This window comes from Bradyrhizobium sp. 137, assembly GCF_023074095.1.
Lineage (GTDB): Bacteria > Pseudomonadota > Alphaproteobacteria > Rhizobiales > Xanthobacteraceae > Bradyrhizobium.
Genome location: NZ_JADPKU010000005.1, coordinates 24431 through 47392 on the forward strand (window position 1 = coordinate 24431; position 22962 = coordinate 47392).

Annotated in this window: 18 protein-coding genes; 13 read left to right on the forward strand and 5 right to left on the reverse strand. The window is 62.1% G+C overall.

Annotation, left to right across the window (positions count from 1 at the left end):
- Nucleotides 1-89: 89 nt before the first annotated feature.
- The 5 genes from IVA78_RS00935 to IVA78_RS00955 form a co-directional block, all read right to left on the reverse strand.
- Nucleotides 90-728 (reverse strand): DUF3800 domain-containing protein, encoded by a 639-nt coding sequence (locus IVA78_RS00935; RefSeq protein ID WP_247463757.1) that lies wholly within the window; start codon nucleotides 726-728, stop codon nucleotides 90-92.
- Nucleotides 729-915: 187 nt separating this feature from the next.
- Entirely contained in the window at nucleotides 916-1413 is a 498-nt protein-coding gene (locus IVA78_RS00940) for a hypothetical protein (RefSeq protein WP_247463760.1), read from the reverse strand.
- 567 nt (nucleotides 1414-1980) lie between these two features.
- Nucleotides 1981-2337, reverse strand: coding sequence for a hypothetical protein (locus IVA78_RS00945; RefSeq protein WP_247463763.1), 357 nt, complete (start codon nucleotides 2335-2337; stop codon nucleotides 1981-1983).
- A gap of 8 nt (nucleotides 2338-2345) precedes the next feature.
- A complete protein-coding gene (locus IVA78_RS00950; protein WP_247463766.1) occupies nucleotides 2346-2591 on the reverse strand; it encodes a winged helix-turn-helix domain-containing protein in 246 nt (81 codons plus the stop codon).
- A 298-nt stretch (nucleotides 2592-2889) separates the two neighbouring features.
- Nucleotides 2890-3075: a hypothetical protein gene (locus IVA78_RS00955; RefSeq protein WP_247463769.1), complete on the reverse strand. Its 186-nt coding sequence runs from the start codon at nucleotides 3073-3075 to the stop codon at nucleotides 2890-2892.
- A 286-nt stretch (nucleotides 3076-3361) separates the two neighbouring features.
- On the opposite strand from IVA78_RS00955, the gene IVA78_RS00960 reads away from it, so the two are divergent.
- The 13 genes from IVA78_RS00960 (at nucleotide 3362) to IVA78_RS01020 (ending at nucleotide 22801) form a co-directional block, all read left to right on the forward strand.
- Entirely contained in the window at nucleotides 3362-3946 is a 585-nt protein-coding gene (locus IVA78_RS00960) for a twin-arginine translocation signal domain-containing protein (RefSeq protein WP_247463771.1), read from the forward strand.
- The gene (locus IVA78_RS00965; protein WP_247463789.1) at nucleotides 3946-4146 is read left to right on the forward strand and encodes a hypothetical protein; all 201 of its coding nucleotides are present in this window, start codon (nucleotides 3946-3948) and stop codon (nucleotides 4144-4146) included. The genes IVA78_RS00960 and IVA78_RS00965 overlap by 1 nt, the downstream gene beginning before the upstream one ends.
- 716 nt (nucleotides 4147-4862) lie before the next feature.
- Nucleotides 4863-5054: a preprotein translocase subunit SecE gene (gene secE / locus IVA78_RS00970; RefSeq protein WP_027564420.1), complete on the forward strand. Its 192-nt coding sequence runs from the start codon at nucleotides 4863-4865 to the stop codon at nucleotides 5052-5054.
- Nucleotides 5054-5608 carry a transcription termination/antitermination protein NusG gene (gene nusG / locus IVA78_RS00975; protein ID WP_247279354.1) on the forward strand — a complete coding sequence of 185 codons (555 nt, stop codon included), beginning with the start codon at nucleotides 5054-5056 and terminating at the stop codon, nucleotides 5606-5608. Before secE ends, nusG begins: the two co-directional genes overlap by 1 nt.
- Before the next feature lie 132 nt (nucleotides 5609-5740).
- Nucleotides 5741-6169, forward strand: coding sequence for a 50S ribosomal protein L11 (rplK, locus tag IVA78_RS00980; protein ID WP_012045056.1), 429 nt, complete (start codon nucleotides 5741-5743; stop codon nucleotides 6167-6169).
- A gap of 6 nt (nucleotides 6170-6175) precedes the next feature.
- Entirely contained in the window at nucleotides 6176-6868 is a 693-nt protein-coding gene (gene rplA, locus IVA78_RS00985) for a 50S ribosomal protein L1 (protein ID WP_018647230.1), read from the forward strand.
- A 106-nt stretch (nucleotides 6869-6974) separates the two neighbouring features.
- Nucleotides 6975-7928, forward strand: coding sequence for a 2-hydroxyacid dehydrogenase (locus IVA78_RS00990; protein ID WP_247279355.1), 954 nt, complete (start codon nucleotides 6975-6977; stop codon nucleotides 7926-7928).
- A gap of 586 nt (nucleotides 7929-8514) precedes the next feature.
- A complete protein-coding gene (gene rplJ, locus IVA78_RS00995; protein ID WP_247279356.1) occupies nucleotides 8515-9033 on the forward strand; it encodes a 50S ribosomal protein L10 in 519 nt (172 codons plus the stop codon).
- Between the two features lie 54 nt (nucleotides 9034-9087).
- Entirely contained in the window at nucleotides 9088-9465 is a 378-nt protein-coding gene (rplL, locus tag IVA78_RS01000; protein ID WP_124157674.1) for a 50S ribosomal protein L7/L12, read from the forward strand.
- A 482-nt stretch (nucleotides 9466-9947) separates the two neighbouring features.
- Nucleotides 9948-14066, forward strand: a complete 4119-nt coding sequence (gene rpoB / locus IVA78_RS01005) for a DNA-directed RNA polymerase subunit beta (RefSeq protein ID WP_247279357.1) — start codon at nucleotides 9948-9950, stop codon at nucleotides 14064-14066.
- Between the two features lie 128 nt (nucleotides 14067-14194).
- Nucleotides 14195-18391, forward strand: a complete 4197-nt coding sequence (gene rpoC, locus IVA78_RS01010) for a DNA-directed RNA polymerase subunit beta' (RefSeq protein WP_247416824.1) — start codon at nucleotides 14195-14197, stop codon at nucleotides 18389-18391.
- A gap of 192 nt (nucleotides 18392-18583) precedes the next feature.
- Nucleotides 18584-20644, forward strand: a complete 2061-nt coding sequence (locus IVA78_RS01015) for an FAD-dependent oxidoreductase (protein WP_247279359.1) — start codon at nucleotides 18584-18586, stop codon at nucleotides 20642-20644.
- Nucleotides 20645-20776: 132 nt separating this feature from the next.
- On the forward strand, nucleotides 20777-22801 hold the full coding sequence (locus IVA78_RS01020) for an ABC transporter ATP-binding protein (RefSeq protein ID WP_247279360.1): 2025 nt from the start codon (nucleotides 20777-20779) through the stop codon (nucleotides 22799-22801).
- Nucleotides 22802-22962 lie beyond the last annotated feature (161 nt).

Genomic DNA, 22962 nt, shown 5'->3' on the forward strand with positions numbered 1-22962 from the left:
CACCCTTTACTTTCGCAGCTTGCGCGGCCAGACCGAGAATTTAGCCTCTCGTTTCGTGCCGTTTGTGACGTTGGCTATGCCGGCGCGCTTCATGATGTATTTCGCCAGCTCCACCTTTGCAGGGTTTGCGTCAGCGGCTGACCATTAAGCTGATAAGCGATTGCGCCGATCAAAATGTCGGCGACCTGAAGGGCGATTGTCTTCTTCGAATCGCGGAACTGACAGCGCCTGACCGGCCAATCTCTCGTGTCGCCCCGTTTTCGAGCGCCGTGACAAAGGATCTGTCGTAGCTCCTCAGGAGAGCTCTTTGTGTCGCGGTAATCCGGATAGATGTGGAAATAAGCCTTCGAGTAGAGTTGGCCGATTTTGTTCGCGAGTTGATACAGCTCCTTGTTGAAGCCGATTTCGCTATCGCCATCGTTGTACTTTTTGTGGTTTTGCTGAGTTGTATCCACGAAAAGCGAGTGGAAGTGCCATTTGTCCTGATTATCAAAAACGACATCCACCATCCGCTTGTAGGCCGCCAGCTTGGCTTTTGAGATTTTTGCCCATTTTGCCTCGCCTTGAGGCAATTCCGGTAACCGGGCTTTTGCGATAGCCTCGATCAGGTCGGGTGTGTCTAGCATGCTAACGACAATGGCACCCAAAACCAGATAGCGATGTTTATTCTGGCTGCTTTCGTCAGCGTAAATTTCGATGATGTCATCTGGTTTGGCAGGAATACGCATAGCAGTGGCCGGTCCGCGAAAATCGTCGCGATTTCGATAGAGGTATGTTGTTGAACATTTTCGTCTATTGCGCCTCTGGTGAGAATCAGAGGTGCTGGATGAGTATGATTGGACACCCGGGTGCCGTCTCGACGCAACAAACAGCTTGGGCATTCGGCCGAGTTACGAACAGGGCCCCGCCTACTGATTAGGCGGGGCGATACTCTTTTGAGTGATCGACTAGCCAGGTCATTGCGGTGCGTACTGCGACCTCGGTCCCCTGGATTTCCTCCATCCACGAATCGTAGTTTTTGTCTGCCAGGGCCCTCTCTAGCATTTCGATCCTATCAGCTGCTTCTCGCGGCAGGACCAGGATCGCGATTGCAGAAACCGCTTTGAACTTCGCTTCGGCTTCCTGCCACCGTTTTCGCAATTTCTCCTCATACTCCTCATTTTGGTCGACGCCACGAAGCTCGCGGTCTTCCCAAATCGCTAGCACGCGAAGCATCTCGCGAAGAGCGGACAAAACATCAGCCATAGCGCCGATCCTGCGCTCCCAGGCCTTCTCACTTTTGAACCTAGAGAGCGCCCATCGCACAGCTAGCCACGCGATCAGGAGAGCCCCACAGAATTGAAGAGCAAGCTTAGAAAGCTCTTGAATGACAGGATGATCCACGACGACGTCGATCTCGATCAGCCGGAACATACGGACTTGATAAGCCCGCCTGCGATTCCTCCGATCAAGTCGCCGATGCTGGACCAGCTCGAACCACCTCCGGTATCCGCCTTACGGATCTGCTTCTCAACGGAGTCGCCTCCAGCGAGTGGCTGCTTCACGATTGATAGGCCCCTTGCCGTAAGCTGAAACGCACAGCCGGCCAGTGCGATCGCGAGGACCGCGACGGTAAAATTGCGCATTGAACACCCCCCAGTAGGCGTATCCAACTGCAACCGGAGGGCGAACGCAAGGGGAAGAGGACGGTTGATCAGTCAGCGTCTCTTCACGATGAATAATAGAATGAGGCCTTACCGTCTTTACTGTAAATCCACTTTCCACTTTCGTAGTACTCGGCTCCGCCTTCCGACGAGTGCCACCAAGTGCCGCTAACCCAGAACGCTCGCTCTCCGCCGGTTGCGGTGTAGATGTTGTTACCCACTCGGTAAAAGGCGTGGCGTCCATTCGCCGTGTAGATATGTCGGGTTTGGTTCGCCATGTTATTGCCGTCACGTTCGCCGCGACTCAGAAGCCGCCTTCGCACGCGCAATTCTGCCTTCATTTTGGCCAGTCGGGCAATGTCATTCGTCGACGAGGTCCGTGCTTCGATTTGGCTTCGCGTTTTCTGCTCTCCGCTGCCTCTCGGACGGCGGCTAAGTGATCATAGCCGCCCACATGGGACATAAGCCCCGCCAACCGCGCCTTTGCCTTGATGCTAGGCCCAAGGCGGGCAGCCTCGAGCTCGCGCAGGTGAATGAGTATTCGCTCGACGTCTTTCTCCTCAAACTTCAGGCGGTTTCCCATTCGGACGTAGAAGGGGACGCCGGCTGCGTCGACCGGATTGTCCACGAGCCAGTATTTCAGCCATTGCGGCGAAACGCTCAGGGCGATGGCCGCTTCTTTGATCGTCAGCATTGGCATGATCAGCGAGCCAACTTCGAAGGGTCGGGCAACCCGTGGTGCTTGTCCAGCCATGCCTTCACGGCCGGCCAATACCTTCTATCCCCCCAAAGTTTTTGCTTCTTCGGGAATCCCGCTTTTGCTTCAGCCATTCGGATTGCCTCTCGTGCTTTCTTTTCTGGCACGCCAAGGCGCCGGATCAGCTCGGCGTCCGTTAGAAAGAGCTTGTGTTGTTCGCGTTCAATCGTCTCGGGAGATGGCACGGTCATCGTTTGTCCGGGGTACCGGCCCGGCGCCGGTTCGTTGGGCGGCGCGGATGGCCTGGCATATCGCAGCTTGTGTCACTCGTGCGCGGCGGCTCATAGCCGCGCATGCCAGCACGCCTCTGGACTTACCGATAGAGGGCAGCCGGGGCCATGCCCACAATCCACTGGCCGCCGGGCGCACCAAAGCGCCCCCGGAGGGGATAGAACAAATTCACCAAATCCCGGGCTTGGTTGGCCCAACGTGGCAGACTCAATCGGTATTCGGGCCGCCTTGCTCGCTCATGCGCTCAAGCAGATTCGGCTATTGCTTTTCGTAGGTCTGGTTCAGCTGCTTGATGATCTTTCGGGCGTCCTCCTCGGACAACTCCGCGGCTTTGCCATGATCCAGTCGAGCCGGACCGCGAAGCTGTCTGTCCCAGACCATCCACTTGCCCGCCACTGCGCCTTTCCTCAGGACGAAGCGGGAAGGGGTGGGCTGGTCGGTCATTTGGCTTTCGCCTTTAGCCCGATCTCGGTAAGTCGACGGATGGCTGTGGCCCTAGTTGGCAGGTCTGGCTGCTTACGGCGCCAATCATCGATTTCCGCCAGCATCTCGTCTTGACACCGAACACCAACGGTAGTGCCGCGGCCGGTCGCGGGCCGACCACGGCCCTTTTTGGCTAGCCTTTTTTCTTGACGTTCCATAAATAATGGCTAGCATAAATTCGCGAGCCGACCAAGAGGTGGAAGCTCCTGGCCGGCTCTAACCCCGATCAAGAGAGGCTCTTTATCCCATGACCGAAGCTGACCGCGTGCTTAGCACGCCACCCCTAAGCTCGTCCTCAAACAAACTCGCCAGGACGACGACCATTGATCCCGTCGAGACCTCTCGACGCCAATTCCTTGCCCAAGCCGCGGCCGCCACCGCCGGGGGCGCCGTGCTTGGCGCCGCACTTCCCGGATCGGCGAGGGGCGCTGATCTGGCAACAGATCCGATGTTTGCTGCGATCGAGGCCCACAAGGCCGCCCGTGCCATGTGGTTGTCATGGGTCGACCGTTGCTGCGAACTTGAGATCTTGCTTCCGCAGGAAAAGCGTCTCTCCTCCATCTGCGCCGGCGAAGAGACCATCGTGGCGACGGATGACCCTCGCTGGATCGAGGCAGAACGAGAGATTGACTTAACCGGCGATGCCGAGCTCGACGCAGCATACGCACTCCTGGAAGTCATCCCCACCACAAGAGAGGGCTTGCTGGCTCTCCTCAAGTACGCCGTGGAGATCGAAGCGGACCGCCACGTTTGGCCGGACTACTGGCATATCGACTTGCTGGCGAATCTCTCGGAGGTGCTACCGCAACTCTGGCAGGAGGGGAGGGGCTGATGAACACAAACGACATCGACAACGCGGTATCCGACCTTCGGCAGATGACCATTGTCGGGATACGAGTGCTGGACGGCATGGGCGAAGTATTCCGCCGGGACTACGAGGAGGCCTCCGAAGCACTGTCGTTCTGCCTGCACGATATGCTCGAGCGCATCAAGAAGCTGGAGGGTGTCATGGAGGCGGCCCCGAGAGCCTGATCCACCAACGCTTCATCCAAATGAGTACAGGCCCGGCCTACCGCCGGGCCTTTTTCATCAGTTAGGCTGGCTTTGACGGTAGCGCGAGGGGGGGCCGGTTCACGCCGGCGTTCCCGAGTTTCAGGGAGACGCCAAACGCGACGTAGAAGAGCTAAGCAAACATCGCAACGGCAATCGCGATGGCCGCCCCGCCCTCTTGCCAAGTGATGACGCCGCCTGGGCTTATCCGGTGCGGGTGCTATAGATAAAAATGCGAACGGCCAGCAGAACGCCTGGCCACCGGTTTGCTACCATTTTGCTACCCAACCCGGAGGGATAGGGCGGGAACGCTTGGGACCGTAGTCGAGGAAACGCTAGATAAATCAAGCCTACTCGGGACTGAACAGGACAGGAGCGGACACCGGTTGCCGAACTCCAAAACCGGGGGTCGCAGGTTCGAGCCCTGCCACTCCTGCCAGCAAAATCAATTAGGCGGCTCGATCCGCTCGCTTGCCGCGCAAGCCGTCCCCATATCTTGACCTTTGGCCCCATCCGCAGTATTTACCCCGCACTCGCAGCCGGCCCGTTAGACGCGGATTTCCGGCGCGGCTTTGAAATCCCCGAACAATCGAGCCCGGTTTCCGGCTCATCCTTCAGACGAGGGCTGGGCCAAAGGCGGCTGTTCGGATCCCTTTGAAATCAGTAGCCGTCTTGCGACGGACGTTGGACATCAAACGATGGCAGTCAGCCCGTTCAAGTTCTTGCAGGAAGTGCGCTCGGAGACCGCCAAGGTCACCTGGCCGACCCGTCGTGAGACCACGATCACCACCATCATGGTGTTCGTCATGGTTGCCGTGGCCTCGGTCTTCTTCTTCGCCGCCGACCAGATCATCCGTTACCTCATCACCTTCCTTCTGGGCATCCACTGATGGCAACAGCAACCGCTCAAGTGTCCGACAAGCGCTGGTACATCGTCCACGCCTATTCGAACTTCGAGAAGAAGGTCGCCGAATCGATCCGCGAGCAGGCCAAGCAGCGCGGGCTCGAGGAGCTGTTCGACCTGGTACTGGTGCCGACCGAGAAGGTCACGGAAGTGCGCCGCGGCCGCAAGATCGACGCCGAGCGCAAGTTCTTCCCCGGCTATGTGCTGGTGAAGATGAAGCTGACCGACGAGGCGTTCCATCTGATCAAGAACACGCCGAAGGTGACGGGATTCCTCGGCGCCGAGAACAAGCCGATGCCGATCTCGGAAGCCGAGGCCATGCGCATCCTGCATCAGGTGCAGGAGGGCGTGGAACGGCCGAAGGCGTCGGTCTCGTTCGAAATCGGCGAGAACGTGCGCGTGGCCGACGGCCCGTTCGCCTCGTTCTCGGGTGTGGTCGAGGAAATCGACGAGGCGCGCTCGCGCGTGAAGGTCGCGGTGTCGATCTTCGGCCGCGCCACGCCGGTCGAACTGGAATTCGGTCAGGTCGAGAAGGTCTGACCGGGTAGGCGTGAGACTTCGGTCTTGCGCAGCAAGAGGCCGTGGGAGGGAGAGGGCGGTTGCCAGCCGCATCCGACCCAGACCACGAACCTGAAACCGCCGGCGGACATGCCGGCACAACAGGAGTGATACATGGCAAAGAAAGTGACCGGATACCTGAAGCTTCAGGTCCCGGCCGGTGCGGCGAATCCTTCGCCCCCGATCGGTCCCGCGCTCGGTCAGCGCGGTCTCAACATCATGGAGTTCTGCAAGGCGTTCAACGCGCAGACCCAGAAGGAAGAGAAGAACACCCCAATCCCGGTGGTCATTACCATCTATGCGGACCGTTCCTTCACTTTCGAGATGAAGACGCCGCCGATGTCCTACTTCCTCAAGCAGGCCGCCAAGATTCAGTCCGGCTCGAAAGCACCGGGCCGTGACAAGGCGGGCAAGGTGACCAAGGCGCAGGTGCGCGAGATCGCCGAGAAGAAGATGAAGGACTTGAATTGCGACAGCATCGAATCGGCCATGAAGATGGTCGAGGGCTCCGCCCGTTCGATGGGTCTGGAAGTTGCGGGGTAAGCGGTCATGGCAATCGGAAAGCGTTTGAACAAAGCCCGCGAAGGCATTGATCGCGAAAAGCTTTACCCGCTCGCGGACGCGATCAAGATGGTCAAGGAACGCGCCAAGGCGAAGTTCGACGAGACCATCGAGGTCGCGATCAATCTCGGCGTCGATCCGCGTCACGCCGACCAGATGGTTCGCGGCGTCGTGACCCTGCCGAACGGCACCGGCCGTACGCTCCGCGTCGGCGTGTTCGCCCGTGGCGCCAAGGCCGACGAGGCAAAGGCGGCGGGTGCTGACGTCGTCGGCGCCGAGGACCTGGTCGAGAAGGTGCAGAACGGCTCGATCGATTTCGACCGCTGCATCGCCACCCCCGACATGATGCCGCTGGTCGGCCGCCTCGGTAAGGTGCTCGGCCCGCGCGGCCTGATGCCGAACCCGAAGATCGGCACGGTGACCATGGATGTCACCGGCGCGGTGAAGGGTGCCAAGGGTGGCTCGGTCGAGTTCCGTGTCGAGAAGGCCGGCATCCTGCAGGCCGGCGTCGGCAAGGCGTCGTTCTCCGAGGAGAAGCTGGTTGAGAACATCAAGGCCCTGGCAGACGCCGTCTCCAAGGCGAAGCCGGCCGGCTCCAAGGGCACCTACATCCAGCGCGTTGCGGTGTCCTCGACGATGGGCCCCGGCGTGAAGGTCGAGCCGGGCACCATCCTCGGCTAAGGCTTGCCTCGGCTGAGATTTGCAAATTGCATGAGGCGAGGGGCGGAATTGGGCAACCGATTCCGCCCCTCGTCGTTTGTGACCGCGTTCACGGGAAACAAGAACAATGGCTGACAAGGTCCTGATCTACTCCCGCTTTCCCAAGACGATGATGGTGCTTTTCGCCGAGCGCTTCGAACTGCTCGACACTGGCGGCAAGCCCGCGCGCGAGGTGTTTTCGGCCGACGAGCTCGGCGGCATCCGCGCGGTACTGACGGCAGGCGGCACCCCGCTGGGAGCGGAGGCGATGGACCTGTTTCCCAAGCTCGGTGCGATCGTCTGCTACGGCACCGGCTATGACGGCGTCGACTTGGAGGCGGCCGCCGCGCGCAACGTTGCGGTCGGCCACAGTCCGGGTGCCAACGCAGCTTCGGTCGCCGATATTGCGATGACCCTGATGCTGGCGACGACGCGGCGGATCCTGGCTGCCGACCAATATGTCCGCAGCGGCGATTGGGCGGCGTCAAAACCCTCGCCGATGATGCGGCCACAGACGGGCATGCCCGGCCGCCGCATCGGCGTCTACGGCATGGGTGAGATCGGCCGCAAGATCGCGGCGCGCTGCGCCGCTTTCGAGAGCGAAGTCGGCTATTTCAGCCGCACCAAATACGATTTGCCGTATCAATATTTCCCGTCGCTGGAAGGACTCGCCGACTGGTGCAGCGTGCTGATGATTGCGGTCCGGGCAGGGGCCGAGACCCAGCACGTCGTCAGCGCCGACATCCTGAGGCGCCTTGGCGCGGACGGGTATGTCATCAACATCTCCCGCGGCTCGGTCATCGACGAGAAGGCCCTGGTCGCGGCGCTGACCGACAAGACCATCGCCGGCGCCGGCCTCGACGTCTATGAGAGGGAACCGCACGCGCCCGACGCGCTAACCGCGCTGCCCAATGTGGTGCTCGCCCCCCATCTCGGCGGCCATACCCTCGAATCGCACGTCGCCATGCAGAATTGCGTGCTGGCCAACCTGACCGCGTTTTTCGATGGCAGGCCGCTGCCCTATGAGGTCAAAAAGGCCTGAATCGATCCTTCTCTGCCCTAATTGGTCAAACGCTTGCGGCAGCGGCTTGGAACTGGTGCGAATTTTGCTCTTGGCAAGCCGGCTCCGAGCGGTTAAAGAACCGCTTCCGGACGTGCCGGCCTCGGCTGGCGCGTTCGTGCTCGCATTCCGAAAACCCGACACGACAGGAGATCATTCCTTTCCAGGACGTCCGTAAGGATTTTCCGGACAAGGAAAGAGAGCCCGTCATTTGGTGGAATGCGGACAGAGGTCGGACGGTTCGCCGGCTGACCTTGTCCTGTCCAAGACTGCAGGCGTCCGCGGGGAATTTCGATTTCTCAACGGCTTAATCGCATGGCCTGCATAGACGGGTGAAGACCGGATTTCACTTCGCGCCCCAGCTTCAAAACTGGCTTCGCGAAACGGGGTCTGGTTCGGACCTCGACACGCCGTGGGCCTCATGGGCTCCCGGAGGGCAGGCTTTGAATTGTCGTCTTGCCCGGCGTGTCCGATGGGTTTGGCCCGGAGGTTCAGGTTTGGGCGGGACGATGGGTGCAACCCGGCGGTCCCGCTTCTCGCGATGACCGCCAACCGGAGAGAGCTTGCTGTGGAACGAGCGGCAAAAAAGGAAGCGGTCGAACAGCTCAACGAGGTCTTCAAGACCACGAGCGTCGCGATCGTTGCTCAATATTCCGGCCTCACCGTTGCCCAGATGCAGAAGCTGCGCACGCAGATGAAGCAGGCTGGCGCCTCGGTGAAGGTCTCGAAGAACCGTCTCGCCAAAATTGCTCTTGAAGGCACTGACGTCGTTGCCATCGGCCCCATGCTGAAGGGGCCGACCGTGATCGCGACTTCCAACGATCCGGTAGCGGCGCCAAAGGTCGCCATCGAATTCGCCAAGGCGAACGAAAAGTTCGTCATCGTCGGCGGCTCGATGGGCAAGACCGTCCTGAATGTCGACGGGGTGAAGGCGCTTGCCTCGCTGCCGTCGCTTGACGAACTGCGCGGCAAGATCGTCGGCCTCATCGTGGCCCCGGCGACCAAGCTCGCTCAGCTCGCCAACGCGCCCGCGGGCAAGCTCGCGCGCGTCATCCAGGCTCATGCCTCAAAGGGCGAAGCGGCCTGACACCCTTCGCAAAACTCAAACCCGAACCAGACTTACACGTAAGGAAACTGAACAATGGCTGACTTGCAGAAGATCGTTGACGACCTCTCGAGCCTCACCGTGCTCGAAGCTGCCGAACTCGCGAAGCTCCTCGAAGAGAAGTGGGGTGTTTCGGCTGCCGCGGCTGTCGCCGTGGCCGGCCCGGCCGCTGGCGGCGCCGCTGCCGCTCCGGCGGAAGAGAAGACCGAGTTCACGGTCGTTCTCGCCAGCGCTGGCGACAAGAAGATCGAGGTCATCAAGGAAGTCCGCGCCATCACCGGTCTCGGCCTGAAGGAAGCAAAGGACCTCGTCGAGGGTGCTCCCAAGCCGCTGAAGGAAGGCGTGAACAAGGAAGAAGCCGAGAAGATCAAGGCGCAGATCGAGAAGGCTGGCGCCAAGGTCGAGCTCAAGTAAGCGCAGCTTGCTGGTGAGGTCCCGGGCGAGCATCAGCGCGACCCGGGGTCTTGGTCCGCTCCTCATCGAAGGGGTGAGCCGGATGCAAAAGGCGTGCGACGGAACGTCCCGACGCAGGCCGAACACGAAAAAGTGTGGGGATTTGAGGGTTTACCCCTCGAATCTCCACTATTGTCGCCCCATATCGGGTCGGCAGCACGAAAGCGCGGTGGGCAGGGATGCCGGATTTCCCTGTAAGCCGTTGGGAGAGCAGGCTATTTCGGGCTTTTGCAGTCCGTGAAGACAATCGTTGTGACGGGCGGGCGCGCTTCTGCGCCCCGCGCGTCGTTTTGCGTTTTGAAGGTCTGAAGAACAGATTCAGGACATTCCCGCCTGAACTGAGCTTTTGGCCCCCAAGACGGGTTCGAAAAATTCAACCCGGGAGCGGCGGCAGCCGCGTTCCGGACGGCGCGCCCAAGCGGGCGACGAAATGAGAGGCCACGATGGCGCAGCAGACATTCACCGGTCGCAAACGCGTTCGCAAGTTCTTCGGACACATCAAGGAAGTCGCCGAGATGCCGAACCTCATCGAGGTTCAGAAGGCGTCGTATGACCAGTTCCTGATGGTCGACGAACCGCCGGGCGGCCGTCTTGACGAGGGTCTGCAGGCGGTGTTCCGCTCGGTGTTTCCGATCTCCGACTTCTCGGGCACCTCGATGCTGGAATTCGTCCGCTACGAGTTCGAGCAGCCGAAATACGACGTCGACGAGTGCCGCCAGCGCGGCATGACCTTCGCGGCTCCGCTCAAGGTAACGCTGCGCCTCATCGTATTCGATATCGACGAGGAGACCGGCGCGAAGTCGGTGAAGGACATCAAGGAGCAGGACGTCTACATGGGCGACATCCCGCTCATGACGATGAACGGCACCTTCATCGTCAACGGCACCGAGCGCGTCATCGTCTCGCAGATGCACCGTTCGCCCGGCGTGTTCTTCGACCACGACAAGGGCAAGACCCATTCCTCGGGCAAGCTGCTGTTCGCCGCCCGCGTGATCCCGTACCGCGGCTCCTGGCTCGACATCGAGTTCGACGCCAAGGACATCGTCTATGCGCGTATCGACCGTCGCCGCAAGATTCCGGTGACGTCGCTGATGTTCGCGCTCGGCCTCGACGGCGAGGCGATCCTGTCCACGTTCTACAAGAAGATCCTCTACAAGCGGACCAAGGAAGGCTGGCGCGTTCCGTTCGACGCCAATCGCTTCCGCGGCTACTCGACCGTCAACGATCTGATCGACGCGGATACCGGCAAGGTCGTGCTCGAGGCCGGCAAGAAGCTCACCGTCCGTGCCGCCCGCCAGTTCCAAGAGAAGGGGCTGAAGGCGCTGCGCATGGCCGATGAGGAACTGGTCGGCAACTACGTCGCCGAAGACCTCGTCAATCCGAAGACGGGCGAGATCCACGCTGAAGCCGGCGAGGAAATCACCGACAAGCTGATGAAGGCGCTCAACGAGCAGGGCTACAAGGAGCTGCCGCTGCTCGACATCGACCACGTCAATGTCGGCCCCTACATTCGCAACACGCTCTCGGCCGACAAGAACATGACGCGTGAGGACGCGCTGTTCGACATCTACCGTGTGATGCGTCCGGGCGAGCCGCCGACGCTGGAATCGGCGCAGGCCATGTTCCAGTCGCTGTTCTTCGACGCCGAGCGGTACGACCTCTCCGCGGTCGGCCGCGTCAAGATGAACATGCGCCTCGACCTCGATGCGCCCGATACTCAGCGTACCCTGCGCAAGGAAGACATCCTCTCCGTCATCAAGACGCTGGTGGATTTGCGCGACGGCAAGGGCGAGATCGACGACATCGACCATCTCGGCAACCGCCGCGTGCGTTCGGTCGGCGAGCTCATGGAGAACCAGTACCGCATCGGCCTCCTGCGCATGGAGCGCGCGATCAAGGAGCGCATGTCCTCGGTCGACATCGACACGGTGATGCCGCAGGACCTGATCAACGCCAAGCCGGCGGCCGCCGCCGTGCGCGAGTTCTTCGGCTCCTCGCAGCTCTCGCAGTTCATGGACCAGACCAACCCGCTCAGCGAGATCACCCACAAGCGACGCCTGTCGGCGCTCGGACCGGGCGGTCTGACCCGCGAGCGTGCCGGCTTCGAGGTGCGCGACGTGCATCCGACGCATTACGGCCGCATCTGCCCGATCGAGACGCCGGAAGGCCCGAACATCGGCCTGATCAACTCGCTCGCGACCTTCGCGCGCGTGAACAAGTACGGCTTCGTCGAGACGCCGTACCGCAAGGTCAAGGACGGCCGAGTCACCGACGAGGTCGTGTACCTCTCGGCGATGGAGGAGGGCCGCTACACGGTCGCGCAGGCCAACGTGCCGCTCGACCCGAAGGGCCGCTTCACCGAAGACCTCGTGGTCTGCCGTCACGCCGGCGAAGTCTTGCCGGTGACGCCTGACAAGGTCGACTACATGGACGTGTCGCCGAAGCAGCTCGTTTCGGTGGCCGCGGCGCTGATCCCGTTCCTCGAGAACGACGACGCCAACCGCGCGCTGATGGGCTCGAACATGCAGCGTCAGGCGGTGCCGCTGGTTCGCGCCGAGGCGCCGTTCGTCGGCACCGGCATGGAAGGCGTGGTTGCGCGTGACTCGGGTGCCGCGATCGCGGCGCGCCGTTCGGGCGTGATCGACCAGATCGACGCGACCCGCGTCGTCATCCGCGCCACCGAAGATCTCGATCCGACCAAGTCGGGCGTCGATATCTACCGGCTGATGAAGTATCAGCGCTCCAACCAGTCGACCTGCATCAACCAGCGTCCGCTGGTGAAGGTCGGCGACGTCGTCAAGAAGGGCGACATCATCGCCGACGGTCCCTCGACCGATCTCGGCGAGCTCGCTCTGGGGCGCAACGTGCTGGTCGCGTTCATGCCGTGGAACGGCTACAACTTCGAAGACTCGATCCTGCTCTCCGAACGGATCGTGAAGGAAGACGTCTTCACCTCGATCCACATCGAGGAGTTCGAGGTGATGGCCCGCGACACCAAGCTCGGGCCCGAGGAAATCACCCGCGACATTCCGAACGTCTCGGAAGAAGCGCTGAAGAACCTCGACGAAGCCGGTATCGTCTACATTGGTGCGGAAGTGCGCGCCGGCGACATCCTGGTGGGCAAGATCACGCCCAAGGGCGAAAGCCCGATGACGCCGGAAGAGAAGCTCCTGCGCGCCATCTTCGGCGAGAAGGCTTCCGACGTTCGCGACACCTCGCTGCGCGTTCCTCCGGGCGTGCAGGGCACCATCGTCGAAGTGCGCGTGTTCAACCGTCACGGCGTCGACAAGGACGAGCGTGCGCTGGCGATCGAGCGGGAAGAGATCGAGCGTCTGGCCAAGGACCGCGACGACGAGCAGGCGATCCTCGACCGCAACGTCTACAACCGTCTTGCCGAGCTGCTCGAAGGGCGGCAGGGCATCGCCGGTCCGAAGGGCTTCAAGAAGGACACCAAGATCACCCGTGCGGTGCTCGAGGAGTACCCGAAGTCGCAGTGGTGGCTGTTCGCTTCGCCGAACGACAAGCTGATGGCCGAGATCGAGGCCATGCGGAAGCAGTACGACGAGTCGAAGAAGGGGCTGGAACAGCGCTTCCTCGACAAGGTCGAGAAGCTTCAGCGCGGCGACGAATTGCCGCCCGGCGTGATGAAGATGGTCAAGGTCTTCGTCGCGGTGAAGCGCAAGATCCAGCCCGGCGACAAGATGGCCGGCCGCCACGGCAACAAGGGCGTGGTGTCCAAGATCGTGCCGATCGAGGACATGCCGTTCCTCGAAGACGGCACGCATGCCGACATCGTGCTCAATCCGCTGGGCGTGCCCTCGCGCATGAACGTCGGACAGATTCTCGAGACCCATCTCGGCTGGGCCTGTGCCGGCCTTGGCAAGCGGATCGGCCAGACGGTCGATGCTTACCTGTCGAAGCAGGACATCAAGCCGCTGAAGGAAACCTTGAAGAAGGTCTATGGCGAGGACGAGACGATCAAGTCGCTCAACGACAGCGAACTGATCGAGCTCGGCCACAATCTGAGCCGCGGCGTGCCGATTGCGACGCCGGTGTTCGACGGCGCCAAGGAAGCCGACATCGAGGAGATGCTTAAGCTCGCCGGTCTCGACGCTTCGGGGCAGTCGACCGTCTATGACGGCCGTACCGGCGATCCGTTCGATCGCAAGGTGACGGTCGGCTACATCTACATGCTCAAGCTGCACCATCTCGTCGACGACAAGATCCACGCGCGTTCGATCGGTCCGTACTCGCTCGTCACCCAGCAGCCACTGGGCGGCAAGGCGCAGTTCGGCGGCCAGCGCTTCGGCGAAATGGAGGTGTGGGCGCTCGAGGCTTACGGCGCGGCGTACACGCTCCAGGAGATGCTGACGGTGAAGTCGGACGACGTCGCCGGCCGCACCAAGGTGTACGAGGCGATCGTGCGCGGCGACGACACGTTCGAGGCCGGTATTCCGGAATCGTTCAACGTGCTGGTCAAGGAAATGCGCTCGCTCGGCCTCAACGTCGACCTGCACAACTCCAAGATGGGACCGGCGCCGACGTCGGAAGCGGCCGAGTAATTCGACCTGTCGTGCCCGGCCTTCGCGGCCGGGCATTGGCGCCCCGCCTGAGGCCTTGAGGGCAGGGCGCCCCGCTAAGTGATTTTCGAATTTGCGGCCGGAGGCGACCGGCACGCGAGGAGAAGACGATGAACCAAGAAATTATGAATCTCTTCAACCCGACGACGCCGGCTCAGGTCTTCGACCAGATCCGGATCTCGATCGCGTCTCCAGAGAAGATTCTGTCCTGGTCCTACGGCGAGATCAAGAAGCCGGAGACCATTAACTACCGTACCTTCAAGCCCGAGCGCGATGGCCTGTTCTGCGCCCGCATCTTCGGGCCGATCAAGGACTACGAGTGCTTGTGCGGCAAGTACAAGCGCATGAAGTACAAGGGCATCATCTGCGAGAAGTGCTCGGTCGAGGTCACGCTGTCGCGCGTCCGGCGCGAGCGCATGGGCCATATCGAGCTCGCAGCCCCCGTCGCCCACATCTGGTTCCTGAAGTCGCTGCCCTCGCGCATCGGCCTCCTGCTGGACATGACGCTGAAGGATCTCGAGCGGATCCTCTACTTCGAATATTACGTCGTGCTGGAGCCGGGCCTCACCGCGCTGAAGGACCGTCAGCTCTTGTCGGAAGACGAGTATCTGAAGGCGCAGGACGAGTACGGCCAGGATTCCTTCACCGCCATGATCGGCGCGGAAGCGATCCGCGAGCTGCTCAAGGGCATGGACCTCGAGAAGCTCGAGGCCTCGTTGCGCCTCGAGATGCAGGAGACCGACTCCGACATCAAGCACAAGAAGCTGGCCAAGCGCCTGAAGATCGTGGAAGCGTTCCGCCACTCCGGCAACAAGCCGGAATGGATGATCATGACCGTGGTCCCGGTGATCCCGCCGGACCTGCGTCCGCTGGTGCCGCTGGACGGCGGCCGCTTTGCGACCTCGGACCTCAACGACCTCTACCGCCGCGTCATCAACCGCAACAACCGCTTGAAGCGGCTGATGGAGCTGCGCGCGCCCGACATCATCATCCGCAACGAGAAGCGCATGCTTCAGGAAGCGGTCGATGCGCTGTTCGACAACGGCCGCCGCGGCCGCGTCATCACCGGTGCCAACAAGCGCCCGCTGAAGTCGCTCGCCGACATGCTCAAGGGCAAGCAGGGCCGCTTCCGTCAGAACCTGCTCGGTAAGCGCGTCGACTATTCGGGTCGTTCGGTGATCGTGGTCGGTCCCGAGCTGCGTCTGCATCAGTGCGGCCTGCCGAAGAAGATGGCGCTCGAGCTGTTCAAGCCGTTCATCTATTCGCGGCTTGACGCCAAGGGTCTGTCCACCACCGTGAAGCAGGCCAAGAAGCTGGTCGAGAAGGAGCGGCCCGAGGTCTGGGACATCCTGGACGAGGTGATCCGCGAGCATCCGGTGCTGCTCAACCGCGCACCGACGCTGCACCGCCTCGGCATCCAGGCGTTCGAGCCCGTGCTGATCGAGGGCAAGGCGATCCAGTTGCACCCGCTGGTCTGCTCCGCGTTCAACGCCGACTTCGACGGCGACCAGATGGCCGTGCACGTTCCGCTGTCGCTCGAAGCGCAGCTGGAAGCGCGCGTGCTGATGATGTCGACCAACAACATCCTGCATCCGGCGAACGGCCAGCCGATCATCGTGCCGTCGCAGGACATCGTGCTGGGTCTGTACTACGTCTCGATCATGCGCGAAGGCCTGCCCGGCGAGGGCAAGGTCTTCGGCGACATGGCCGAGCTCGAGCACGCGCTACACGCGAAGGTCATCCACCTCCACACCAAGATCAAGTACCGGTGGGAAGGCATGGACGAGACCGGCAAGGTCTCCAGGCGCTGGATCGAGACCACCGCCGGCCGCGTGATGCTGGGCAATCTGCTGCCGAAGAATCCGCGGATCTCGTACGAGATCATCAACAAGCTGATGACCAAGCGCGAGATCTCGGGCGTGATCGACCAGGTCTACCGTCATTGCGGCCAGAAGGAGACGGTGATCTTCTGCGACCGCATCATGGCGCTCGGCTTCTACAACGCGTTCAAGGCCGGCATCTCGTTCGGCAAGGACGACATGGTCGTGCCGCACGGCAAGTGGAAGATCGTCGATACCACCCGTACGCTGGCGAAGGATTTCGAGCAGCAGTACAACGACGGCCTGATCACTCATGGCGAGAAGTACAACAAGGTCGTCGACGCCTGGTCGAAGGCCACGGAAGAAATCGCCAAGGCGATGATGAAGGAGATCTCCGCCACCAAGAAGACGGCGAGCGGAGCCGACGCCGACATCAACTCGATCTACATGATGGCTCACTCCGGTGCCCGCGGTTCGCCGGCCCAGATGCGTCAGCTCGCCGGCATGCGCGGCCTGATGGCCAAGCCGTCGGGTGAGATCATCGAGACGCCGATCATCTCGAACTTCAAGGAAGGCCTCTCGGTGCTCGAGTACTTCAACTCGACCCACGGCGCCCGCAAGGGCCTCGCGGACACCGCGTTGAAGACCGCGAATTCCGGCTACCTGACCCGTCGTCTGGTCGACGTGGCGCAGGACTGCATCATCACGCAGAGCGATTGCGGCACCAAGCTCGGCATCAAGATGCGTGCCATCGTCGATGCCGGCACCGTGGTCGCCTCGCTTGGTTCGCGCATCCTCGGACGCACGGCCTGCGAAGACGTGCGTGACAGCTCGGGCAAGGTGATCATCAAGCGCGACACGCTGATGGAAGAGAGCCATCTGGATGCCATCCAGCAGGGTGGCGTGCAGGAGGTGAAGATCCGCTCGGCACTGACTTGCGAGCTCGTCAACGGCATCTGCGGCAAGTGCTACGGCCGCGACCTCGCCCGCGGCACGCCGGTCAATCACGGCGAAGCGGTCGGCGTCATCGCGGCGCAGTCCATCGGCGAGCCGGGCACCCAGCTCACCATGCGCACCTTCCACATTGGCGGTGCGGCGCAGCTCAACGAGCAGTCCTTCGTCGAAGCCAACTTCGACGGCAAGATCATGATCAGGAACAAGGCCATCGCCCGCAACAGCGAAGGTCACCTGATCGCGATGGTGCGCAACATGGTGGTGGCGATCGTCGATGCCGACGGTACCGAGCGTGCGACGCACCGTATCCAGTACGGCTCGCGCCTGCACGTCGACGAGGGCGACAACGTCAAGCGCGGCCAGCGCATCGTCGAGTGGGATCCCTATACCCGTCCGCTCCTCACCGAGGTCGAGGGCACCATCGGCTTCGAGGATCTGGTCGAAGGGCAGTCGATCTCGGAAACGCTGGACGAGGCCACCGGCATCGCCAAGCGCGTGGTCATCGACTGGCGTTCGACCCGCGGCGGTTCGGACCTGCGTCCGGCCATCGTGGTCAAGGGCAAGGACGGCAAGGTGCTCAAGCTCGCCCGTGGCGGCGATGCCCGCTACATGCTGTCGGTCGACGCCATTCTCTCGGTCGACATCGGAGCCAAGGTTCAGCCGGGCGACATCCTCGCCCGTATCTCGACCGAAAGCGCCAAGACGCGCGACATCACCGGCGGTCTGCCGCGGGTGGCGGAGCTGTTCGAGGCACGGCGTCCGAAGGATGCGGCGATCATCGCCGAGATCGCGGGCACCATCCGGTTCGGCCGCGACTACAAGAACAAGCGTCGCATCTCGATCGAGCCGATGGACAAGACCGAGGAGCCGCGCGAGTACCTGATCCCGAAGGGCAAGCACATCCACCTTCAGGACGGCGACGTCGTCGAAAAGGGCGACTTCATCGTGGAAGGCAACCCGGCGCCGCACGACATTCTGGCGATCAAGGGCATCGAGGAACTCGCGGCCTATCTGGTCAACGAGATCCAGGAGGTCTACCGGCTCCAGGGCGTGCTCATCAACGACAAGCACATCGAGGTGATTGTTCGCCAGATGCTCCAGAAGGTGGAAGTCACCGACCAGGGCGACACGGACATGATCTCGGGCGAGCAGGTCGACAAGATCGAGTTCGACGCGCTGAACGAGAAGGCCAGGGAAGAGGGCAAGAAGCCCGCCACGGGAACGCCGGTTCTGCTCGGCATCACCAAGGCCAGCCTCCAGACCCGCTCGTTCTTCTCGGCGGCCTCGTTCCAGGAGACCACCCGCGTCCTCACGGAAGCGGCGGTCAACGGCAAGATCGATCCGCTCGAAGGCCTCAAGGAGAACGTCATCGTCGGCCGGCTGATCCCGGCAGGCACCGGCGCCTCCATGGCCAAGATCCGCGAAGTCGCCATGAAGCGCGACAAGCTGATCCTGGACGAGCGCGAGAAGCAGGCGGCCGTCGTGTCGCCCGCCCCGGAAGCGGAGCCGATGGCGCTGCCGCCGGCGGAATGATGCTTCATCCGTAGGAATACCGAGGACAATGAAAAGGCCGGCTTTTGCCGGCCTTTTTGCTGCTTTCCATGTTTATTGCGATGCGGGATCAGCTCTTGTTCATCTTTCCTTCAGCCGCAAAAGCGCTTCTGCTAGGAGAGCTTAGGCCGGTGGTCCCGTGTCGGGGGCAGGGCCGGAGACCACGGAACTCACATGCTTGATCTTGCAATCGTAGGCGGCGGCCCCGGCGGGCTGATGAGCGCTTGGTATCTGAAGCGCAAGCTCGGCGACCTCTGCCGCGTCACCATCTTCGAGGCATCCGATCGGCTCGGCGGCAAGATCGTCACGCGCAAATTCGATTCTGCGCCCGCGATGTACGAGGCCGGCGTGGCCGAGATCTACGACTACTCGATGACCGGCCCCGATCCGCTGCGCGAACTGATCCAGCATTTCGGGCTTCAGACCATTCCGATGGATGCCGAGCAGGTCCAGTTCGGCGGCGAGCTCCTCAACGACGTCGCGGGCATGCGCCGCAAATATGGCGCCAAGACCGCGGCCGCGATCGAGGCATTCCGCAAGCGCTGTACCGAGGTGATGTCGCCGATCGAATATTACGAGGGCGTCGGCGCGCACGACAACGAGAACCCCTGGGCCTACAAGACCGCCGAGCAGGTCCTCGACGAGGAGGTCGAGGACGAGACGGCAAAGCGCTTCTTCAAGGTCATGGCGCGCTCGGACATTGCGACCGAGAGCCACAACACCAACGGCCTCAATGCGCTCAAGAACTATCTGATGGACGTCGACGGCTATATCGGCCTCTATTCCATCCAGAACGGCAACGAGCAACTGATCGAGTGCCTCCAGTCGGAAGTCAATGCCGACATCCAACTCAACCACCGGGTGCTCACCGTCGGCAAGGCGCCGACCGGTCGCTACCAGCTCAAGATGATGAACGGCAGGGGGCCCGAGACGCGCGATTTCGATCTCGTGCTGATGTGCCTGCCGCATTCCTGGCTCGCCACCGTCGGCTGGGAAGGCGAGCAGCTGCGCAAGTCGATGGTCAAGCACGTCTCATACTTCGACCGCCCCGCGCATTACCTGCGCGTCTCGATCCTGTTCGACGAGCCGTTCTGGGGCCAGAAGATTTCCGGCGCCTGGTTCATGTCGGAGGCCTTCGGCGGCTGCTGCGTCTACAATGAGGGCGCGCGCCACGACGTCGGCAAGCATGGCGTCTTGAACTGGCTCATTGCCGGCTCTGACGCGCTGGCCTTTGCCAATCTGTCGGACCAGGAGCTGATCGACGCGGCGCTGAAATCGCTGCCGGCATTCCTCGGCAACGCGCGTTCGCATTTTATGGAAGGCAAGATCCACCGCTGGCTGTCGTCGGTGAACGCGCTGCCGGGCGGTCTGCCGGTGCGCGACGTGATGACCAATCACCGGCCCGAGCCGAAGGAGCATCCCGGTATCGTCGTGGTCGGCGACTATCTGTTCGACTCGACGTTGAACGGTCTGCTCGACTCCTCGGATGCGGCGACCGACATCATCCTGACGGAGATGATGCGGCTGCGCCGCGAGCGCGCGCAGGAGGACAAGCCGCGCTCCGACAAGATCGACCGCAATTATTTCGAGAACTATCGCGGCCTCGGTCCCTATCACGAGGCGTGGCGCCACTTCACCGATCCCGATTATCTCACCAAGCTGGTCGGCATCGTCTGGGGCGAGCCGAGGGGCGCCAAGCTGCTGGTCGCGGGCTCCGCCAGCGGCGAACTGGTCGGTGCACTGCGCGATCGCGGCATCGATGCATGGGGAATCGAGAACAACCGCGCCATTCATGCCAAGACGCCGAAGGCACTGAAGAAGTTCAACAAGCTCGGCTCGATCACAGACATGCCGTTCAAGGACGGTGCGTTCGACTTCGTGTTCGAGACCAGCCTCTGCCACGTTTCCCCGAAACAGGTGGCCCGCGCGATCCGCGAGCTGAATCGTGTGGTCAAGACCGGCGTCGTGTTCGGCTCGATCACCTCGGACATGGCGCCGGCACTGATCGACCGCTACGACCTGCTGCGCGGGGTCAAGAAGCTCGGCACCTGGTGGGAATGGTCCGAACTGTTCTTCGGCAACGGCTTCGATCTGTCGATGCACCGCAAGGACTGCACCGATGCGCTCTGGGAGGCCACGCTCGCCGCCAACAAGGGGCCGGGCCAGTGGTATGCCGACGCTGACAGCTTGCGCTATTCCTTCTTCGACAAGGTCGAGGACGAGGACGACGACTAGCAAGCCGCGGCCCCCCCGAATTTGCCAATTGTTTGCCGAATTCATCTTGATCGCATAGAATCGGTGCAATAGCGGTTGCCGCTATTCCTGCTTTCTCTGCGGTCATGCCGGCCGTCAGCATCGGTTGGTTTCATGGCGTCCAAGCCCCTCTCGCCCGACAAACAGAAGCCCGCCGTGGAAGAGGCGGCCGAGCGCGACGACAGGCTCGCCTCCAGCGCCAAGCCGGACCTCGAGGACCATGAGGATGACGAAGGCAAGGGGAAGCATGAGCTGGAGCTCGATGAGGACGATGAGGACGAGGATCTCGTCGTCTTTACTGCGCGCGAGGCTGCCGGTGCGCTCGCCACCATTGTCGGGTTCGTCAGGCCCTATCTGACCAACTACAAGCGGATGCTGTCATTCGTGGCGTTCGGCGTCTTGGTCGAGACCCTGTTCAACGTCATCATGCCGCTCAGCCTGAAGTACCTCATCGACGACGCGCTCGGCGAGGAGGACTTCCAGGCCCTCTACAAGATCCTCGGCGTGCTCGCGGTCGCCGGCATCTTCACCTCGATCGTCGCGGTCTGGTACGAGCGCTGGGACGCGCGGCTCGCTGCCTGCATCATTTCCGACGTGCGCAAACGCCTGTTCGAGCACGTCCAGGATCTGCCGGCGGCCTATTTCGGCCGCACCCGGCGCGGCGAGATCCTGTCGCGCTTTTCCGTCGATCTCTCGGCCTTCGAAGGTTCGGTCAAGACCTTTGCCAATAGCGCAGCGCTGCCGTTCCTGGAGCTGATCGCCGGCATCATCCTGATGGTGTTCCTGAACTGGCAGCTCGCGGCGGTCGCGCTGCTGGTGTTCCCGATCACGCTGATCGGTCCGCGCATCCTCACTCCGAAGGCAGTGCAGGCCAATTACGAGCAGAAGCTCAACGAGAGTGCGCTGCTCGGCATGGTGCAGGAGAACGTGGCGGCCCAGGCCGTGATCAAGGCGTTCAGCCTGCAGCGCAAGATGTTCGGCTTCTTCACCTTCCGCAACGACGAGACGCGCAACAAGATCGCCTCCGCCGCGTTCCTGTCGACCATGGTGGAGCGGACGGTCACCATCTCGGTGCTGCTCCTGCACCTGGTCGTGCTCGCGATCGGCGCATATCTGGCGACCAAGGGCCAGATCACCATCGGCACCTTCGTCACCTTCGAGAGCGCGTTCTGGGAGGTCTCCTACAACATCGCCCATGTGATGCATTTCATTCCGGTGTCGATCTCCTCGGCCGCCGCGATCCGGCACATCCAGGAATTGCTGGACGAACCGACGCGCGGCGCCGATCGCCCTGGCGCGCCCGACCTGCCACGCATCACCCACGACATCACCTTCGACCGTGTGACGTTCCAATACGAAGGCAGCCAGACGCCGGTGCTGGACAATCTCAGCCTTAAGCTCAATGCCGGCAAGCGCATTGCCATCGTCGGTCCCTCCGGCTCCGGCAAGAGCACGCTGCTCAATCTGATCCTGCGGCTCTACGTGCCCGACGAAGGCCGCCTCACCATCGACGGCGTCGACGTCCGCAAGGTGACGCTGGATTCGCTGCGCCGGAGCATGGCGGTAGTGTTTCAGGAGAACATGCTGTTCAACATGTCGATCCGCGAGAACATCCGGCTCGGCAAGGAGGGTGCGACCGATGAAGAGGTGGAGGAGGCGGCCAAAAAGGCCGAGATCCACCGCTACATCATGGGCCTGCCGCAGCGATACGACACCCCGGTGGGCGAGCGCGGCGATACGCTTTCGGGCGGCCAGCGCCAGCGCATCGCGATCGCGCGCGCGATCATCCGCAATCCGTCGGTGCTGCTGCTGGACGAAGCCACCTCGGCGCTCGACCAGACCACGGAAGCCGCGATCAACCGCACGCTGCTGAAGGTCGCCAAGGGCCGCACCATGATCTGGTCGACCCACCGCCTGACCTCGGTGGTCGAGATGGACGAGATCATCGTGATATCAGGGGGCAAGGCGATTGAGCGCGGCTCCCATGCCGAGCTGCTCGCCAGCAACGGCACCTATCGCAAGCTGTGGAACGATCAGGTCCACCAGCCCCATGGCGCGGTGGCTCACGCCGACGGCGACAGCGACGATGTTGACGAGGATGAAGACCTCGATGATGATGAGGACGACGAGGAGGAGTGACCGGGGTCGTTCGGCTGCAAAGCAATCGCCGTGCGCGATCCATGTCTCCTCGCCCAGAACGCGGACCCCGGCACCGAGTCGCTGATTCCCTGATGCGTGGCGTTCGGCCGACGCGAAGCCGCAGATTTTCGGCCCTTGGATTGGGCGCGCCGGCCCATCGG

What these genes read in the sequence shown, in the direction of transcription:
- nusG (WP_247279354.1), top strand. Translation starts at nt 5,054, where the DNA reads ATGGCAACAGCAACCGCTCAAGTGTCCGACAAGCGCTGGTACATCGTC.
- IVA78_RS00945 (WP_247463763.1), bottom strand. Translation starts at nt 2,337, where the DNA reads ATGCTGACGATCAAAGAAGCGGCCATCGCCCTGAGCGTTTCGCCGCAA.
- IVA78_RS00990 (WP_247279355.1), top strand. Translation starts at nt 6,975, where the DNA reads ATGGCTGACAAGGTCCTGATCTACTCCCGCTTTCCCAAGACGATGATG.
- rplK (WP_012045056.1), top strand. Translation starts at nt 5,741, where the DNA reads ATGGCAAAGAAAGTGACCGGATACCTGAAGCTTCAGGTCCCGGCCGGT.
- rplA (WP_018647230.1), top strand. Translation starts at nt 6,176, where the DNA reads ATGGCAATCGGAAAGCGTTTGAACAAAGCCCGCGAAGGCATTGATCGC.
- IVA78_RS00955 (WP_247463769.1), bottom strand. Translation starts at nt 3,075, where the DNA reads ATGACCGACCAGCCCACCCCTTCCCGCTTCGTCCTGAGGAAAGGCGCA.
- rpoB (WP_247279357.1), top strand. Translation starts at nt 9,948, where the DNA reads ATGGCGCAGCAGACATTCACCGGTCGCAAACGCGTTCGCAAGTTCTTC.
- secE (WP_027564420.1), top strand. Translation starts at nt 4,863, where the DNA reads ATGGCAGTCAGCCCGTTCAAGTTCTTGCAGGAAGTGCGCTCGGAGACC.
- IVA78_RS00960 (WP_247463771.1), top strand. Translation starts at nt 3,362, where the DNA reads ATGACCGAAGCTGACCGCGTGCTTAGCACGCCACCCCTAAGCTCGTCC.
- rplL (WP_124157674.1), top strand. Translation starts at nt 9,088, where the DNA reads ATGGCTGACTTGCAGAAGATCGTTGACGACCTCTCGAGCCTCACCGTG.
- IVA78_RS00950 (WP_247463766.1), bottom strand. Translation starts at nt 2,591, where the DNA reads ATGACCGTGCCATCTCCCGAGACGATTGAACGCGAACAACACAAGCTC.
- IVA78_RS01020 (WP_247279360.1), top strand. Translation starts at nt 20,777, where the DNA reads ATGGCGTCCAAGCCCCTCTCGCCCGACAAACAGAAGCCCGCCGTGGAA.
- IVA78_RS00940 (WP_247463760.1), bottom strand. Translation starts at nt 1,413, where the DNA reads ATGTTCCGGCTGATCGAGATCGACGTCGTCGTGGATCATCCTGTCATT.
- IVA78_RS01015 (WP_247279359.1), top strand. Translation starts at nt 18,584, where the DNA reads ATGCTTGATCTTGCAATCGTAGGCGGCGGCCCCGGCGGGCTGATGAGC.
- rpoC (WP_247416824.1), top strand. Translation starts at nt 14,195, where the DNA reads ATGAACCAAGAAATTATGAATCTCTTCAACCCGACGACGCCGGCTCAG.
- IVA78_RS00935 (WP_247463757.1), bottom strand. Translation starts at nt 728, where the DNA reads ATGCGTATTCCTGCCAAACCAGATGACATCATCGAAATTTACGCTGAC.
- IVA78_RS00965 (WP_247463789.1), top strand. Translation starts at nt 3,946, where the DNA reads ATGAACACAAACGACATCGACAACGCGGTATCCGACCTTCGGCAGATG.